The organism is Lachnoclostridium sp. An196 (assembly GCF_002160135.1).
GTDB lineage: Bacteria > Bacillota > Clostridia > Lachnospirales > Lachnospiraceae > Hominiventricola > Hominiventricola avistercoris.
The window spans coordinates 1-15,963 of sequence record NZ_NFJZ01000019.1; the positions used below are offsets into that span (position 1 = coordinate 1).

Here is a 15,963-nt window from a genome sequence, read left to right on the forward strand (position 1 = left end):
CGATTACAGATGTGCTGACAGAAGCACCGGCAGAGGGAACAGTCGTAGAAGAAGTGACCTTTGGCGAAGCAGACAAGACGGTCTATGCGGTATGGGCGCTGGATGAGGATGGAGACAAAAATCCGGACTATGGAGAGACCCAGTATACGCTGACGTATGACGGAAACGGAAATACGGACGGAAACGTACCGGCGGAAGAAAAGCACGTAGAAGATGCGGCAGTGACGCTTGCGGGTCAGGGAACACTTGTGAGAACCAATGCGGTGTTCTTGGGCTGGAGCTTAACGGAGAATGGCCTGATTGAAAGCCAGGAAGCAAAAGAAGAGGCAGGAATCATTACAGAGCTGACAATGCCGGGCGAGGACGAGAATGTTTACGCAGTATGGGCATCAGATGAAAACGACAATGGTCAACCGGACTATGAGGAACCTCTTGTGAATATCACTTTCGACGTAGTCGACACCACCAAAGGCTACTTTGAAACCGCAGGTCGAAGAACTATTACGGTAGAATTACTTCCGGGTATTGTACTCCCGACGCCGAGCAGTTTTGTAGACGTGGAAGGCGACGAGTGGACGCTGGATGGCTGGATGAATAACGGCCAGGAAGTAACGGTAGTACCGGATAAGGACATGACCGTGACAGCAAACTGGGCGGAAGACAAGAACCAGAATAATCAGCCGGATGTAGATGAGGAATGGGTATCCATTACCTTTGACGCGGTAGATACGGCGAGAGGTTATTTTGGCAATGGAGAGCAGACACGTACATTTGAGATGCTGCCGGGCGCACCGCTTCTGTCGCCGGCCGGATTTGTAGATGTACTCGGTGATAACTGGACACTGGATTACTGGACGCTTAACGGCCAGGAAGTGACGGTAGTGCCGAATACAAATGCAACGGTATCGGCGCACTGGGCGGAAGATACGAACCACAATAACCAGCCGGACGAAGACGAGAGCTACAGCCTGACGATTACCTACGCATACGCGCAGGGAGAAGAAGGCAGCGCGGCGCTTCCGGCAGTGAACAGACAGAATGATCTGGCAGTAGGACACGCGTACAGTGTGGCGTCGCCGGAGATTGAAGGTTATGTGGCGGTACCGGCAGTAGTCAGCGGAACGATCTCTGATAGAGATGTATCGGCAACGGTACTCTATTATATCGATTCCAATGGCAATGATGTACCGGACAGCCAGGAGCCGGATGACGGCGGTAATGGCGGTGGCGGCGGAAGCAGCGACGAAGATGACGATGATGGTGGAAGCGGCGGAACCGGCGGCGGAACAACCGGCGGCGGTACTGCGGCAGATACGACCACCGGAACCGGAACGACTCCGGGAGCCGGAACCGGCGCGGCACCTGCACCGGTCACAACTGTGACGATTGCGGCGGATGACGCGGACACGGCAGATACGGCGGACGATGCGGATGCTGCAGAAGGCGCAGATGAGGACTATGCATTGGAAGAGGTCGGAGAAGACACAGAAAATGCGGCTGAGGACGAAGAAAGCGTAGCGACCATTAACGAGGACGAGACGCCTCTGGCGAACCAGCAGATTCACAGTCCGGTATGTATCCTTCACTGGCTGATTCTTCTGGCGGCCCTGATCATCGCGGTAATCTTTATCTGGGATGGTCATAACCGCAAAAAGAGAATCGAAGAACTGAAAAAAGAACTCGGTATGAAGTAAGGAGGTAGAAGATATGGGTAATTATGTGTTAGGCTTTTGTTTCTGGGACATAATCGCGTTGATTGTGCTCCTTGCGGTGATTATCGGATTTTCGATCAGAACAAGATCTCTGAAAAAAGAAGAAGAAGAGTTGGAAGGAGGTCTGTCTGACCATATGGCAGGCAGCGCATCCGGAAAGTAACTTGTAAACAATTTATATGAACCACAGCAGCCGCCCGGCATCTGCCGGGCGGCTGTTTTGCATTCTCCTGGAAGATCAAAGCCCATACCTTTTATAAAAAGCATGCCGAGCATCTTTATTAGTGATCACGGACGAGATGTCATCCATCTGACCGTTTTTCAGAAGGATCTGGATCAATCTGGCGAGCTGACCTTACACATTTTTCCACCTTCTTTCTGCAGATAGGGGTTATTATCGTAGATAAACTGAATCAGATCGTCCAGAGCTTTATCCTCAGGATGCTTCTGCTGCTGCGCGGCCATCAGATCAAAATCCTCCGGCGGAACGTTTGAAGACAGGTTTTTCATCCACAGGTACTTCGCGCTGTCCAGACGAGACTGCACGATGATAGCCGCGTCTATGCACCAGAGCCGGAAACGGTAGATTCCGGGATCGCTTTCCTCGATCCTCACCGAGGTACGCTGTAAAAACTGCATCACTTTTCTCGGATACGGGTAACAGACAAACATCAGAAGTATTTCCTTCGGTGGGACTGCAAGTCCAAGTTTTACCGGTTTAGACAGAGAAGCTTCAGAGGAAGCGCTGTATTTTTGCCTCTCAGGGGAAGAGTCCCCCGTTCCCGAAGAAACATATAGGGAAGCTTTAAGTCCCTGTTTCTTGTTCAACTGTTCACCTGGCCGTATCCGCGGCCTAATCCTTTGGGAAATCAGACCGAGACGGTCAGATAGTTCAGATTTATATACATATAATAACATACAGTATCATAAAATACAACTAAAAATATCAAGTTGTAAATCTTTGTGCACAATCCTGAAAATTGAAAATAAACGGTGAACAAAGTGAGCGGCGCAGGGTTTCTGAAAGATCCCTGCGCCGCAATACATGGCAGTTGAAATAATTTATTTTTTTGCTTTCAGCGCCGCCTCTATGAATCCGCGGAACAGCGGATGCGGGCGGTTTGGCCTGGATTTGAGCTCCGGATGGGCCTGGGTGGCCAGGAAGAAAGGATGATCTTTCAGCTCGATCATCTCCACGATCCGGCCGTCGGGAGACAGTCCTGACAGGGTCATGCCTTTTTCGGTCAGGAGCGCGCGGAAGTCGTTGTTGACTTCATAGCGGTGGCGGTGACGTTCGTGGATCAGCTCCTCGCCGTAGAGCTCATACGCCCTGGAATCCTTGTCCAGTACGCAGGGAAAAGAACCCAGGCGAAGGGTTCCGCCGATATCCTCTACGCCGTTCTGATCCGGCATCAGCGCGATGACCGGATAGGGGGTATTGGGATCCAGTTCGATGCTGTGCGCGGTTTCCAGGCCGGCCACGTGGCGAGCGTATTCTACGATGGCCAGCTGCATGCCCAGGCACAGTCCCAGGAACGGGATCCTGTGTTCTCTGGCGTACTGGATCGCGGTGATCTTGCCGTCGATGCCCCGGTCTCCGAATCCGCCCGGCACCAGGATGCCGCTTACGCCGCCCAGGATCTCGTCCGCATTTTCCGCCGTCAATGTTTCAGAATCCACCCACTTGATATGGACTACGGCGCGGTTGGCGATGCCGCCGTGCTTGAGCGCCTCCACCACGGAGATATAGGCGTCGTGAAGCTGGATGTATTTGCCCACCAGAGCTACGGTCACCTCCGTCACCGGATGGCGCAGCTTGCCCACCATTTCGATCCAGTCTGTGAGATCGGGTTCCGGACAGGGCAGATGCAGACATTCGCAGACTGCCTGGGCCAGATGCTCTTTTTCCATGGCCAGCGGCGCTTCGTACAGATATTCCACATCCAGGTTCTGCAGCACATTTTCCTTCGGTACGTTGCAGAACAGGGAGATCTTGTCTTTGATGCCTTTTTCCAGAGGAAGTTCGGTACGGCACACGATGATATCCGGCTGGATTCCCATGCTCTGCAAAGCCTTGACGGAAGTCTGGGTAGGTTTGGTCTTCATCTCTCCGGAAGCCTTCAGATAGGGGATCAGCGTCACATGGATCAGGATCGCGTTTTCGCGGCCTGCTTCATGCTGGAACTGGCGGATGGCCTCCAGGAAAGGCTGGCTCTCGATATCGCCTACCGTGCCGCCGATCTCGATGATGGCGATATGCATATCCTCGGATGTGTAGTTCCGGTAGAAACGGCTCTTGATCTCGTTGGTAATATGAGGGATGACCTGGACGGTGCCTCCGCCGTAATCTCCGCGCCGCTCTTTCTGCAGGACGCTCCAGTAAACCTTTCCCGTGGTGACGTTGGAGTGTTTATCCAGGTTCTCGTCGATAAAACGCTCGTAGTGTCCCAGATCCAGATCTGTCTCGGTGCCGTCGTCGGTGACGAAGACTTCTCCGTGCTGGACCGGATTCATGGTGCCCGGATCGATGTTGATATAAGGATCGAATTTCTGCATGGTGACCTGATAGCCGCGCGCTTTCAGAAGGCGGCCCAGAGAGGCTGCGGTGATGCCTTTTCCAAGGCCCGATACGACGCCTCCGGTGACAAATACATATTTTACTGGCATGGTAATATCTCCTTTTTGAGCTTATAGTTTATGCAAAAAGAGAGCAAAAGACCCCCGGACGGGAGCGCCTTTGCTCTCTTTCGTTTATCATATTCAGATGGCCGGTACGGCTGCCGCCGTCTTTAACGGTGGTACAGAGCCTGCGACTGATAGGACGGCTCGCAGGTCAGATTGACGCCCAGCTTCCGGAAGATCCCTGTGTCCACCTGGGACAGGATCACGCTGGAGTGTACCTCGGAGCCGCGCAGGTTTTTAAGCTGGTCCATGGCGCGCTTTGCCAGACCGTCGGTGGCGGCGCAGATAGAAAGCGCGATCAGCACCTCGTCCGTGTGGAGACGGGGATTCTTATTGTGCAGGTGGGATACCTTCAGTTCCTGGATCGGCTCAATAATCGTCGGCGAGATCAGTTTTACTTCATCGTCGATGCCGGCCAGGACTTTTAAAGCGTTCAGCAGAAGGGCGGAAGCCGCTCCCAGGAGAGAGCTGGTCTTTCCGGTGATAATACGGCCGTCAGGCAGTTCTATGGCCGCGGCCGGCTCTCCGGTGGTCTCTGCTTTCAGGTTGGCCGCGCTGATCACAGGCCGGTCGGCCGCGCTGACGCCCGCCTGCTTCATCAGAAGCTCGATCTTCATGATCTGCGCGTCTGTGGCGGATCCCTGTCGTTTCAGGCACAGCGTCTGGTAATATCTGCGGATGATCTCCTGGCAGGCGGCTTCCCGCACCGCTTCGTCGTCGCAGATTCCGTATCCGGCCATGTTGACGCCCATGTCTGTGGGAGATTTGTAAGGACATTCGCCCATGATCGTCTCAAAGATAGCTTTCAGCACCGGGAAAACTTCTACGTCCCGGTTATAGTTGATGGCTGTTTTCCCATATGCTTCCAGGTGGAACGGGTCGATCATATTCACGTCGTCCAGATCCGCCGTAGCCGCCTCATAGGCCAGATTGACCGGGTGCTTCAGCGGAATATTCCAGATGGGGAAAGTCTCGTATTTGGCGTATCCGGCCTGAATGCCCCTCTTGTATTCATGATAAAGCTGGGAAAGGCAGGTGGCCATCTTCCCGCTGCCCGGACCCGGGGCGGTGATGACCACCAGAGAACGGGAAGTCTCTATATATTCATTTCGTCCATATCCTTCGTCGCTGACGATGTAGGGGACATTGTACGGATATCCTTCGATGGGATAGTGGCGGTAAACCTTTACTCCCAGAGCCTCCAGCCTGCGCTGATAAGCGGCGGCGCTGGGCTGTCCGGCATACTGGGTCAGACATACGCTGCCCACGTACAGGCCGTAGTCGCGGAAAGTGTCGATCAGCCGGAGCACGTCCATATCATAGGTGATTCCCAGGTCGGAGCGCACCTTGCTTTTCTCAATATCCGCTGCATTGATGACGATAATGATCTCCGCCTGATCTTTCAGCTGTACCAGCATGTTGATCTTGCTGTCCGGCTTGAATCCAGGCAGCACCCGGGAGGCGTGATAGTCGTCGAAGAGTTTGCCGCCAAATTCCAGATACAGCTTGCCGCCGAAACTCTGGATGCGCTCTTTGATTTTCTCGGACTGCATTTTCAGGTATTTATCATTGTCAAAACCGGTTTTTTTCATGTGAGCCTCCGTAAAAAGCAAATATCTTTCACTATCATACAAAAAACAGGAAGTAAAATCAATGTATTTCTGATTTAAATTTATATTTATTTTAGAAAATGGACTTCCGAAATTCACAAAGGCGTATTGATTTATATTTGAAGGTTCACTATAATAAAGAGTGCTACGCGCAAGGAGGAAAAAGATGAATAACAACACAACTCCGAATAACGGAGACAAGGATAATCGGGGACCGGGAAACAGGCAGAGTATTCTGATGTTTCTGGTGCTGATGCTTGCCGCTTTTCTGGTATTCGGATTTCTGCAGAGAACGTTTACAGAGGCCACGACCAGAGAGATCAGCTACGATGAGTTCCTGACTATGCTGGAAGAAGGAGAAGTGGCCAAGGTAGAAGATACCTACAATACCTGGAGGATCACGCCCAAGGAGCAGCCTTTCGGAGAAAACGGCATAGAACTCACCTATTATACAGGCAAGATGGACGACCCGGACCTGCTTTCCCTGATGCGGGAGCAGGGGGTGGAGATCGATCCGTATATTCCGGACACTACTTCATCGATGATTTATCAGCTGGCGTCGATTCTTCTCCCGATTCTGCTGATGGTCCTGGCACTCAATTATGTCATGCGCCGCATGGGCGGAGGCGGCATGATGGGAGTAGGCAAGAGCAAGGCAAAGGTCTATATTGAGAAGGAGACGGGAGTCACTTTTAAAGACGTGGCGGGTGAGGAAGAGGCGAAGGAGTCCCTGGTGGAAGTGGTTGATTTCCTTCACAACCCGGACAAATACGTGGAGATCGGTGCCAAGCTGCCCAAGGGCGCGCTGCTGGTGGGCCCGCCCGGAACGGGTAAGACGCTGCTGGCCAAGGCGGTGGCGGGAGAGGCGCACGTTCCGTTCTTTTCCCTGGCCGGATCGGATTTCGTTGAGATGTTCGTAGGCGTGGGCGCGTCCCGCGTCCGCGATCTGTTTGAAGAGGCGAAGAAAAACGCGCCGTGTATCATTTTTATCGATGAGATCGATGCCATCGGAAAGAGCCGTGATTCCCGTCTGGGCGGGAATGATGAGCGGGAGCAGACGCTGAACCAGCTTCTGGCGGAGATGGACGGTTTTGACAGCAATAAAGCCTGCATTGTGCTGGCGGCGACCAACCGTCCGGAGATTCTGGACCAGGCGCTGCTGCGTCCGGGAAGATTTGACCGCCGGATCATTGTGGAGCGCCCGGATCTGAAAGGACGGGTGGAGATCCTGAAGGTTCATTCCAAACATGTCAAGATGGACGAGACAGTGGATCTGGAGGCCCTGGGTCTGGCTACCAGCGGCGCGGTAGGTGCGGACCTGGCGAATATGATCAATGAAGCCGCGATCCTGGCGGTAAAGAACGGCAGAAAGGCGATCTGCCAGAAGGATCTGTTTGAGGCCATGGAAGTGGTTCTTATGGGTAAGGAGAAGAAAGACCGTATCCTGAGCACGGAAGAGAGAAAGATCGTATCCTACCATGAAGTGGGCCACGCGCTGGTGAGCGCTCTGCAGAAGGATGCGGAACCGGTTCAGAAGATCACGATTGTGCCCCGGACCATGGGCGCGCTCGGTTATGTGCTGCAGACGCCCGAGGAGGAAAAATACCTGCTGAGCAAGAAGGAGATTGAAGCGCGGCTGGTGGTATGCCTTGGAGGCAGAGCCGCGGAAGAGATTGTTTTTGATACGGTCACTACGGGGGCTTCCAATGACATCGAACAGGCCACCAGGCTGGCAAGAGCCATGGTGACACAGTACGGCATGTCGGAGAAGTTCGGCCTGATCGGCCTGGAGACCAGAGAAAGCATGTATCTGAACAACGGCACTGTGCTCAACTGCAGCGATCAGACGGCTACGGACGTGGACAGCGAAGTGATGCGGATCCTGAGAGAGTCCTACGACGAAGCGAAACGGCTGCTCCTGGAGAACCGCACATGCCTGGACAAGATCGCGGAATTTCTGATCGAGAAGGAATCTATCACCGGCAAAGAGTTTATGGAGATTTTCCGCAAAGTAAAGGAAGGCCAGGAAGAATATCATCAGGAAGAATTGATATTTGCCGAATAAGAAGAAAACGGGGCTTGCAAAAGGCCCCGTTTTTTAAACGGGAGCGCGGCCCGGCAGGTATGCCGCTTCGGAAAAAGGAGGAAGAAATGGCGTTTGATATAGAGGAGGAACTGAAAAAGCTTCCGGCGAAGCCGGGCGTCTATCTGATGCATGACGAGAAGGACGCGATTATCTATGTGGGAAAAGCTGTTTCCCTGAAAAACCGTGTGCGCCAGTATTTCCAGGCCAGCCGGAACAGGGGCGTCAAGATCGACCAGATGGTGTCCCACATCGCCAGATTTGAATATATCATCACGGATTCGGAGCTGGAAGCACTGGTACTGGAGTGCAACCTCATCAAGGAGCACAGACCGAAGTACAATACCATGCTCATGGATGACAAAACTTACCCGTTTATCAAGGTGACGGTGCAGGAAGAGTATCCGAGAGTGCTTTTTTCGCGCCGGATGAGCAAAGACCATGCGAAATACTTTGGACCGTACACCAGCGCGGGAGCGGTGAAGGATACCATCGAGCTGATCCACAAGCTGTACGGGATCCGTTCCTGCAACCGGGCGCTGCCCAAAATGATCGGAAAGGACCGCCCCTGCCTGAACTACCATATTCATCAGTGCCCGGCGCCCTGCCAGGGATATATTTCCAAAGAAGCCTACGGAGAATCGGTGAAGAAGGCGCTGTCGTTCCTGAACGGAAATTACGCGCCGGTGCTGAAAGAATTGGAAGAAAAGATGAAGCGGGCATCGGAAGATCTGGAATTCGAAAAGGCCATCGAGTACCGGGAACTTCTGAACAGCGTAAGCCAGATCGCCCAGAAGCAGAAGATTACCAGCAGCGACATGGGCGACCGGGATATCATTGCCCTGGCAGCGGAGAAGGAAGACGCGGTAGTGCAGATATTCTTCGTCCGGGACGGACGCCTGATCGGGAGGGACCATTTCTGTATCCGGATCATGGGAGACGACAGTCCGGAGGAAGTTCTGGGCGCCTTTTTAAAACAGTTTTACGCAGGGACGCCTTATATTCCGCGGCTGCTGATGCTTCAGTACGAGATCCCGGACCAGGCCCTCATCGAAGAATGGCTGACGGGCCGGAGGGGACAGAAGGTGCATATCCAGGTGCCGCGAAAAGGAGAAAAGGAAAAGCTGGTGGAACTGGCGTATAAGAATGCCCAGATGGTGCTCACCCAGGACCGGGAGCGGATCCGCCGGGAGGAAGGCAGGACCATAGGCGCTATGAAGGAGATCGCGAAGCTTCTGGGCCTTCCGGGACTGGAAAGGGTGGAAGCTTACGATATCTCCAATATCAGCGGATTTCAGACGGTGGGATCCATGGTGGTGTATGAAAAGGGAAGGCCCAAGAGATCGGATTACCGGAAGTTCCGTATCCGGGGAGTGCAGGGAGCGGATGATTACGCCAGCATGGAAGAGATGCTGACCAGAAGGCTGTCCCACTATGAAAATTATCCGGATCTGATCATGATGGACGGCGGAAAAGGACAGGTGAATGTGGCGCTGAAAGTGATGGACGCGCTGCATCTGCAGATCCCGGTCTGCGGTATGGTCAAGGACGACCGTCACCGGACCCGCGGAATCTATTTTCAGAATGAGGAGATACCGATCAGCCGGGACAGCGAAGGGTTCCGGCTGGTGACCAGGATCCAGGATGAGGCGCACCGTTTTGCCATCGAGTATCACCGGTCGCTGCGCAGTAAGGAACAGGTGCACTCGGTGCTGGACGACATTCCGGGTATCGGGCCGGCCCGGAGAAAGGCGCTGATGCGGGCATTCCGGACTTTGGAGGATATTCGCAGCGCCAGTGTGGAGCAGCTTAAGGCGGCGGACGGGATGAACGCCCGCGCGGCTGCCCAGGTATATGATTTTTTCCATGCTCAGGAGAAGGAATAGGGCTTTCCGTTTCTTGAAATCATGCTGAAAAAATGATATGATAATCATAAGTGCGGCTGTCCGGAACGTGAGAGGGGCAGGCCGGTAAAATTCCAGGTTGGAAGGAGAACAGAGCATGCAGAGTGTAACATTGAATAAAATGATTGATAAGCTGGAACTGAAGAATCTGGTACCGGAAGTGGAAACGGACGGGATCGAGATCAACAGTCCGGATATCAACCGTCCGGCGCTTCAGCTGGCCGGATATTTTGCCCATTTTGCCAGCGAACGGGTACAGATTATCGGATATGTGGAGTATACTTATCTGAAAAGCCTGCCCAGAGAGGAGAAACTGCACAACTATGAGCGGTTCCTGTCCAGCGAGATTCCCTGCGTGATTTTTTCGTCCAGGACGAAGCCGGACGAAGACATGATTCTGCTGGCGCGCAAATACAAAAAACCGCTTCTGCACAGCAGCCGTCTGACGACTTCTCTCATGGCGGAAGTAATCCGCTGGCTTGGAGTGGAACTGGCGCCCTGTATTTCCATTCACGGCGTTCTGGTGGATGTGTATGGCGAAGGCGTGCTGATCATGGGAGAGAGCGGTATCGGAAAGAGCGAAGCCGCTCTGGAACTGATCAAAAGAGGACACCGTCTGATCACGGACGACGTGGTGGAGATTCACAAAGTCAGCGACGATACTTTAGTGGGAACCGCTCCGGAGATCACCAGGCATTTTATAGAACTGAGGGGTATCGGCATCATCGATGTGAAGACGCTGTACGGCGTTGAGAGCGTGAAAGAAACCCAGGGCATCGATATGGTCATCAAACTGGAAGAGTGGGATAAAGATAAGGACTATGACCGGCTGGGACTGAACGAAGAGTATACAGAGTTCCTGGGCAATAAGGTGGTCTGCCATTCGATCCCGATCCGTCCGGGACGCAATCTGGCGATCATCGTAGAGTCGGCCGCAGTCAATCACAGGCAGAAAAAGATGGGGTACAACGCGGCGCAGGAGCTGTACCGCAGAGTGCAGGAGAGCATCGCCAAGAATAAGAAATAAAATTGTGAGATGAGGGATGAGAGCATGAAAGAGTATTGTTTCGGCATCGACGTCGGGGGAACGACAGTAAAGATGGGGCTGTTCCGCACAGACGGAACTCTTCTGGATAAGTGGGAGATACCTACCAGAACAGAGAACGGAGGGGAGGCAATCCTTCCGGATATCGCCGCGTCCGCGCTTGGCAGACTGGAAAAGATGGGACTCACGAAAGAGATGGTGGAAGGCATCGGCATCGATGTGCCGGGCCCCATTAATGAAGAGGGAGTCGTACCTCATACGGCCAATCTGGGCTGGGGATATAAAGAAGTGACCAGAGAACTGGAGGAACTGACAGGGCTGAAATGCCGCGCCGGCAATGACGCCAATGTGGCCGCTCTGGGAGAGATGTGGAAAGGCGCGGCCGCCGGGCACAGAAGCGGCGTTATGGTGACGCTTGGCACCGGCGTGGGCGGCGGCATCATCATCGGCGGAAAGATTGTCACAGGAGCCAACGGAGCGGGCGGCGAGATCGGCCATATTCATGTGGATGACCATATTCCCGGCGTATGCGGCTGCGGCAATCACGGATGTCTGGAGCAGGTAGCTTCCGCCAACGGTATTGTGCGTCTGGCCAGATGGATGATGGAAGAAAAGGGAGAGATCCGCACCTCCATAGATACGGAGAGTATGTCTTCCAAGGATATCTGGGACGCGGTGAAAGCGGGCGATGCATTTGCTATGGAGGTGGCAGAGCGCTTCGGAAAGTATCTGGGGCTCGCGCTGGCCAATATCGCCAGCACTGTGGATCCGGAAGTGTTTGTCATCGGCGGCGGCGTGTCCAAAGCAGGCCAGGTCGTTTTGGACTATATTAAGAAATATTATGTGCAGTACACGTTCAGAAGCTGCCGGGACGCAAGATTCGTGCTGGCTGCCCTGGGCAACGACGCGGGGATCTACGGTTCGGCGAAACTGGTGATCGACGCGGCATAAGAGATGGAAGGCAGGAGACGGTTGTCGGCAGAAATGTCGACGCTGGTTCCTGCCCTGTTTTTTGCCTTGCATATTGACGGTGAGTATGATACAATTCATTCATAAAATTCGGAATTCCGGTGAGGTCTCACCACATTTCCCGGTTACAGTTTTAATATGCTGATTTTGCACGGAAAGAATATTTGCGCGCTGTATTCTGCCTGTCGAAGTCTGCCTGCAAGGAGGCGCCTATGAATCAAAATATATGGAATGATTTGCCGGAAACGCGGGAAGTCGTTCAGGCAAGAGTGGAAGCAAATCCGACTCTGCGAAATACTTACTGCCATCTGACCTCTCCCTTTCGGGAACGTTTCCTGGATTTCCTCCGGGGAGCAAGAACTCTCCCATTAACTTATGATCCATTTTTTAAAGCAATCTTCGATCCGACACTTCATCCGGAGAGACTGTCCGGGCTGATTTCCAGTCTTTTGGGAATTCCGGTAAAAGTGAAAGAAATAATACCTGTTGAAGATCGGATGCTGGATGGAGAATCTTTGTTGATTATGGATGTGCTGGTAGAACTGGAGGACGGGTCATTGACCAATGTAGAAATCCAGAAGATCCCCTATGCTTTCCCGGCAGAACGGATGGCCTGTTACTCTTCTGATTTGGTGATGCGTCAGTACGCGCGGACAAAATCTTTGCGCGGAGAGAAGTTCTCGTATCAGGACATGAGGAAGGTTTATACGATTGTTATTTTTGAAAAAAGCCCGAAATCCTTTTCTAAGATTCCGAACTGTTATATCCATCGAGGAAGAATCGTCTTTGATTCCGGGTTGGAGATGGATTTTCTGCAAGAATATTGTCTTGTAGCCCTTGACGTGTTCCGGCAGAACCCGTATTCTGAAGATAGAAACGAACAGACTGCATGGCTTTCTTTCCTGACTACGGAAACATTGGAAGATGCCGAGAGACTGATGAACAAATATCCGTGGCTGGAAGAGATCTATAAGGAGATCGCCATGCTGCGCCAAAAACCTGGGGAGGTGCTGCATATGTTCTCGGAAGCGTTGAAGATCATGGATCGTAATACCGTAAACTATATGATTGAAGAACAGCAGAAAGAGCTGGAAGAAAAGGATAAGCAGCTGCAGGAGAAGGACCAGGAGATCCTTGCTCTGAAGAAGCAGCTGGAGGAACTGCAGTCAAAAGGATAAAAATATCCCCGTAAGAACCGGTCAGGAACATTTTTGGTATGCTCCCTTTGACGCCGGATCCTTACGGGGATTTTATATTAATTTTTTCTCATGGCAGCCCGCTTGCGCAGAGTCGGATCCAGGATCTTTTTACGGATGCGCAGACTCTTGGGTGTGACTTCCAGAAGTTCATCTGTGTCGATGAATTCCAGACACTGTTCCAGGCTCAGGACTCTTGGAGGAGTCAGTTTCAGAGCTTCATCGGCGCTGGAAGAACGGGTATTTGTCAGTTTTTTGGTTTTGCAGACATTCAGTTCGATGTCCTCTGATTTGCCGCTCTGTCCCACTACCATTCCGGAGTAGACTTTTTCTCCCGGCCCGATGAAGAGGGTTCCTCTTTCCTGGGCATTGAAAAGGCCGTAGGTGACGGCTTCTCCTGCTTCAAAAGCGATCAGGGAGCCTTGTTTGCGGTACTGAATATCGCCTTTGTAGGGTTCATATCCGTTAAAAATCGTGTTCAGTACGCCGGTTCCTTTCGTATCGGTCATGAATTCTCCGCGGTAACCGATCAGTCCCCGGGACGGGATGGAAAATTCCAGCCGGGTAGATCCGCCGCTGTTGGTATGCATGTTCAGCAGCTCGCCTTTTCTTTCGCCCAGCTTCTGGATCACGCTTCCTGCGTATTCATCGTCCACATCGATATAGGCCAGTTCCATGGGCTCTAGCTTCTTCCCGTTTTCATCATAATGATAAAGGACTTCTGCCTTGCTGACGGAGAATTCATATCCTTCTCTGCGCATGTTCTCGATCAGGACAGACAGATGCAGCTCGCCGCGTCCGGAAACTTTGAAACTGTCGGTGCTGTCGGTCTCTTCCACCCTTAGACTTACATCCGTGTTCAGCTCCCGGAACAGACGGTCGCGCAGGTGGCGGGAAGTAATATATTTTCCTTCCGTGCCGGCCAGAGGACTGTCGTTGACGTTGAACTGCATAGCAATCGTCGGTTCGGATATTTTCTGGAACGGGATGGCGTTCGGCGCTTCCGGAGAGCAGATGGTGTCTCCGATATGGAGATCCGAGATGCCGGATATGGCGACGATAGAACCGATCGCAGCCGACGGCACATCCACTTTATTTAAACCGTCAAATTCGTATAATTTGCTGATCTTGACTTTCCGCAGCTTGTCAGGATCATGGTGATTAACGATAACAACTTCCTGATTCACGCTGACGGAGCCGTTGTCCACTTTCCCGATACCGATACGGCCCACATATTCATTGTAGTCGATGGTGCTGATCAGTATCTGGGTCGGCGCGTCCGGGTCTCCTTCAGGGGCAGGAATGTAGTCCAGGATGGTGTTGAACAGGGGGGTCATGTCTTTCCCTTCCTGTTCAGGATCCAGAGACGCGTATCCGCCTTTTGCAGATGCAAATACGAACGGGCAGTCCAGCTGCTCTTCCGAAGCGTCCAGATCGATCAGAAGCTCCAGGACCTCGTCGATGACTTCTTTTGGGCGCGCTTCCGGGCGGTCGATCTTATTGACGCATACGATGACCGGCAGATCCAGGTCCAGCGCTTTGCTCAGCACAAATTTGGTCTGAGGCATGGGCCCTTCAAAAGCGTCTACTACCAGAATGACGCCGTTGACCATTTTCAGGACCCGTTCCACTTCCCCGCCGAAATCGGCATGTCCGGGAGTGTCTATAATATTGATTTTTACACCGTTATAAAATACGGCGGTATTTTTGGACAAAATCGTGATTCCGCGTTCGCGTTCGATGTCATTGGAATCCATGACCCGCTCCGCCACTTCCTGATTGGCGCGGAATACGCCGCTCTGTTTCAGAAGCTCGTCGACCAGCGTTGTCTTGCCGTGGTCTACATGAGCGATAATTGCTATATTTCTTACATCTTCACGTTTCATTCGCATCAACCTCCAAGTTAAATAGTTTAACATAAAATAGCAGGAAAACAAGCCCTTTTGCCCCGTTCCGGCAAAAGCACAAGGCCGTACGGAAAAAAAGAGGAATATTTTGGACATATTTTTGGAATATTTGGAAAGGACAGAGAATATATTTTATAGACAAAATACGAAAAGAGACACTTCGTCAAAAAGAAGGGAGAACAAAATGATGTCAGATAAGATGATTGAAAACAATCAGGTATCTATTGTGGGAGAGGTGGTGTCCGACTTTTCTTTCAGCCATGAGGTCTTTGGGGAAGGCTTCTATATGCTGGACGTGTCGGTGAAACGGCTGAGCGACTCCTGCGATGTGATACCGCTGATGATTTCCGAAAGGCTGGTGAATGTGAACGAAGACTGCCGGGGCGCCTGTATCCGGGCGGCGGGCCAGTTCCGTTCCTACAACCGTCACGAGGAAAAGAAAAACCGGCTGGTGCTGTCGGTATTTGTCCGGGAACTGGAATTTGTGGACGAGGAGTCAGAAAACGCCAATACAAACCAGATTTTCCTGGACGGATATATCTGTAAAGCGCCGGTGTACAGAAAAACTCCCCTGGGAAGGGAAATCGCGGATATTCTGCTGGCGGTTAACCGGCCTTATGGAAAATCCGACTATATTCCCTGTATCTGCTGGGGGAGGAACGCAAGGTTTGCTTCCGGTTTTGAGGTAGGGGGCCATACGCAGATCTGGGGCAGGATCCAGAGCAGGGAGTATGTGAAAAAAATCGATGAAGAAGAGAGCGAACGCAGGGTGGCCTACGAGGTTTCGGTAAGCAAGCTGGAGTATCTGGAATCGTAGAAAGACTTGCATTTCTCCCGCTGCTGGTGTAAGATTAA

The 15,963-nt window shown here is 52.4% G+C and carries 12 protein-coding genes; 8 read left to right on the forward strand and 4 right to left on the reverse strand.

Features of this window, described 5'->3' with window-relative positions; translation table 11 throughout:
* Positions 1 to 1,694 (forward strand): hypothetical protein (locus B5F29_RS16510; RefSeq protein WP_206414227.1); only part of this gene is annotated, 1,694 nt, incomplete at its 5' end.
* 13 nt (positions 1,695 to 1,707) lie between these two features.
* On the forward strand, positions 1,708 to 1,875 hold the full coding sequence (locus B5F29_RS16590) for a hypothetical protein (protein WP_164488386.1): 168 nt from the start codon (positions 1,708 to 1,710) through the stop codon (positions 1,873 to 1,875).
* Between the two features lie 173 nt (positions 1,876 to 2,048).
* Here the strand turns inward: B5F29_RS16590 and B5F29_RS15690 are convergent, their stop codons facing one another.
* From B5F29_RS15690 to B5F29_RS15700, 3 genes are all read right to left on the reverse strand, one after another.
* A complete protein-coding gene (locus B5F29_RS15690) occupies positions 2,049 to 2,384 on the reverse strand; it encodes a hypothetical protein (protein ID WP_087155540.1) in 336 nt (111 codons plus the stop codon).
* A gap of 390 nt (positions 2,385 to 2,774) precedes the next feature.
* On the reverse strand, positions 2,775 to 4,379 hold the full coding sequence (locus B5F29_RS15695; RefSeq protein ID WP_087155541.1) for a CTP synthase: 1,605 nt from the start codon (positions 4,377 to 4,379) through the stop codon (positions 2,775 to 2,777).
* Between the two features lie 122 nt (positions 4,380 to 4,501).
* The gene (locus tag B5F29_RS15700) at positions 4,502 to 5,986 is read right to left on the reverse strand and encodes a DUF1846 domain-containing protein (RefSeq protein ID WP_087155542.1); all 1,485 of its coding nucleotides are present in this window, start codon (positions 5,984 to 5,986) and stop codon (positions 4,502 to 4,504) included.
* A 184-nt stretch (positions 5,987 to 6,170) separates the two neighbouring features.
* Between B5F29_RS15700 and ftsH the strand changes: the two genes are divergently transcribed.
* The 5 genes from ftsH to B5F29_RS15725 all read left to right on the forward strand — a co-directional run bounded on the left by ftsH (position 6,171) and on the right by B5F29_RS15725 (position 13,183).
* Positions 6,171 to 8,069 carry an ATP-dependent zinc metalloprotease FtsH gene (ftsH, locus tag B5F29_RS15705; RefSeq protein WP_087155543.1) on the forward strand — a complete coding sequence of 633 codons (1,899 nt, stop codon included), beginning with the start codon at positions 6,171 to 6,173 and terminating at the stop codon, positions 8,067 to 8,069.
* 86 nt (positions 8,070 to 8,155) lie between these two features.
* Positions 8,156 to 9,973, forward strand: coding sequence for an excinuclease ABC subunit UvrC (gene uvrC / locus B5F29_RS15710; RefSeq protein WP_242955701.1), 1,818 nt, complete (start codon positions 8,156 to 8,158; stop codon positions 9,971 to 9,973).
* A 115-nt stretch (positions 9,974 to 10,088) separates the two neighbouring features.
* Positions 10,089 to 11,018 carry an HPr(Ser) kinase/phosphatase gene (gene hprK, locus B5F29_RS15715; RefSeq protein WP_087155544.1) on the forward strand — a complete coding sequence of 310 codons (930 nt, stop codon included), beginning with the start codon at positions 10,089 to 10,091 and terminating at the stop codon, positions 11,016 to 11,018.
* Positions 11,019 to 11,042: 24 nt separating this feature from the next.
* Entirely contained in the window at positions 11,043 to 11,987 is a 945-nt protein-coding gene (locus B5F29_RS15720; protein ID WP_087155567.1) for an ROK family glucokinase, read from the forward strand.
* Between the two features lie 230 nt (positions 11,988 to 12,217).
* Positions 12,218 to 13,183, forward strand: a complete 966-nt coding sequence (locus B5F29_RS15725) for a PD-(D/E)XK nuclease family transposase (RefSeq protein ID WP_087155545.1) — start codon at positions 12,218 to 12,220, stop codon at positions 13,181 to 13,183.
* A 77-nt stretch (positions 13,184 to 13,260) separates the two neighbouring features.
* Here the strand turns inward: B5F29_RS15725 and typA are convergent, their stop codons facing one another.
* Complete coding sequence (gene typA, locus B5F29_RS15730; protein WP_087155546.1) at positions 13,261 to 15,093, reverse strand: translational GTPase TypA; 1,833 nt, start codon at positions 15,091 to 15,093, stop codon at positions 13,261 to 13,263.
* Positions 15,094 to 15,295: 202 nt separating this feature from the next.
* Here typA and B5F29_RS15735 point away from each other — a divergent pair, with 202 nt between their 5' ends.
* Entirely contained in the window at positions 15,296 to 15,925 is a 630-nt protein-coding gene (locus tag B5F29_RS15735) for a single-stranded DNA-binding protein (RefSeq protein WP_087155547.1), read from the forward strand.
* Positions 15,926 to 15,963: the final 38 nt, after the last annotated feature.

Excerpts from the sequence above, each read along its gene's own strand:
- B5F29_RS15725 (WP_087155545.1), top strand. The coding sequence starts at position 12,218 with ATGAATCAAAATATATGGAATGATTTGCCGGAAACGCGGGAAGTCGTT.
- B5F29_RS16590 (WP_164488386.1), top strand. The coding sequence starts at position 1,708 with ATGGGTAATTATGTGTTAGGCTTTTGTTTCTGGGACATAATCGCGTTG.
- B5F29_RS15720 (WP_087155567.1), top strand. The coding sequence starts at position 11,043 with ATGAAAGAGTATTGTTTCGGCATCGACGTCGGGGGAACGACAGTAAAG.
- uvrC (WP_242955701.1), top strand. The coding sequence starts at position 8,156 with ATGGCGTTTGATATAGAGGAGGAACTGAAAAAGCTTCCGGCGAAGCCG.
- B5F29_RS15690 (WP_087155540.1), bottom strand. The coding sequence starts at position 2,384 with ATGTTTGTCTGTTACCCGTATCCGAGAAAAGTGATGCAGTTTTTACAG.
- B5F29_RS15735 (WP_087155547.1), top strand. The coding sequence starts at position 15,296 with ATGTCAGATAAGATGATTGAAAACAATCAGGTATCTATTGTGGGAGAG.
- typA (WP_087155546.1), bottom strand. The coding sequence starts at position 15,093 with ATGCGAATGAAACGTGAAGATGTAAGAAATATAGCAATTATCGCTCAT.
- B5F29_RS15700 (WP_087155542.1), bottom strand. The coding sequence starts at position 5,986 with ATGAAAAAAACCGGTTTTGACAATGATAAATACCTGAAAATGCAGTCC.
- ftsH (WP_087155543.1), top strand. The coding sequence starts at position 6,171 with ATGAATAACAACACAACTCCGAATAACGGAGACAAGGATAATCGGGGA.
- hprK (WP_087155544.1), top strand. The coding sequence starts at position 10,089 with ATGCAGAGTGTAACATTGAATAAAATGATTGATAAGCTGGAACTGAAG.
- B5F29_RS15695 (WP_087155541.1), bottom strand. The coding sequence starts at position 4,379 with ATGCCAGTAAAATATGTATTTGTCACCGGAGGCGTCGTATCGGGCCTT.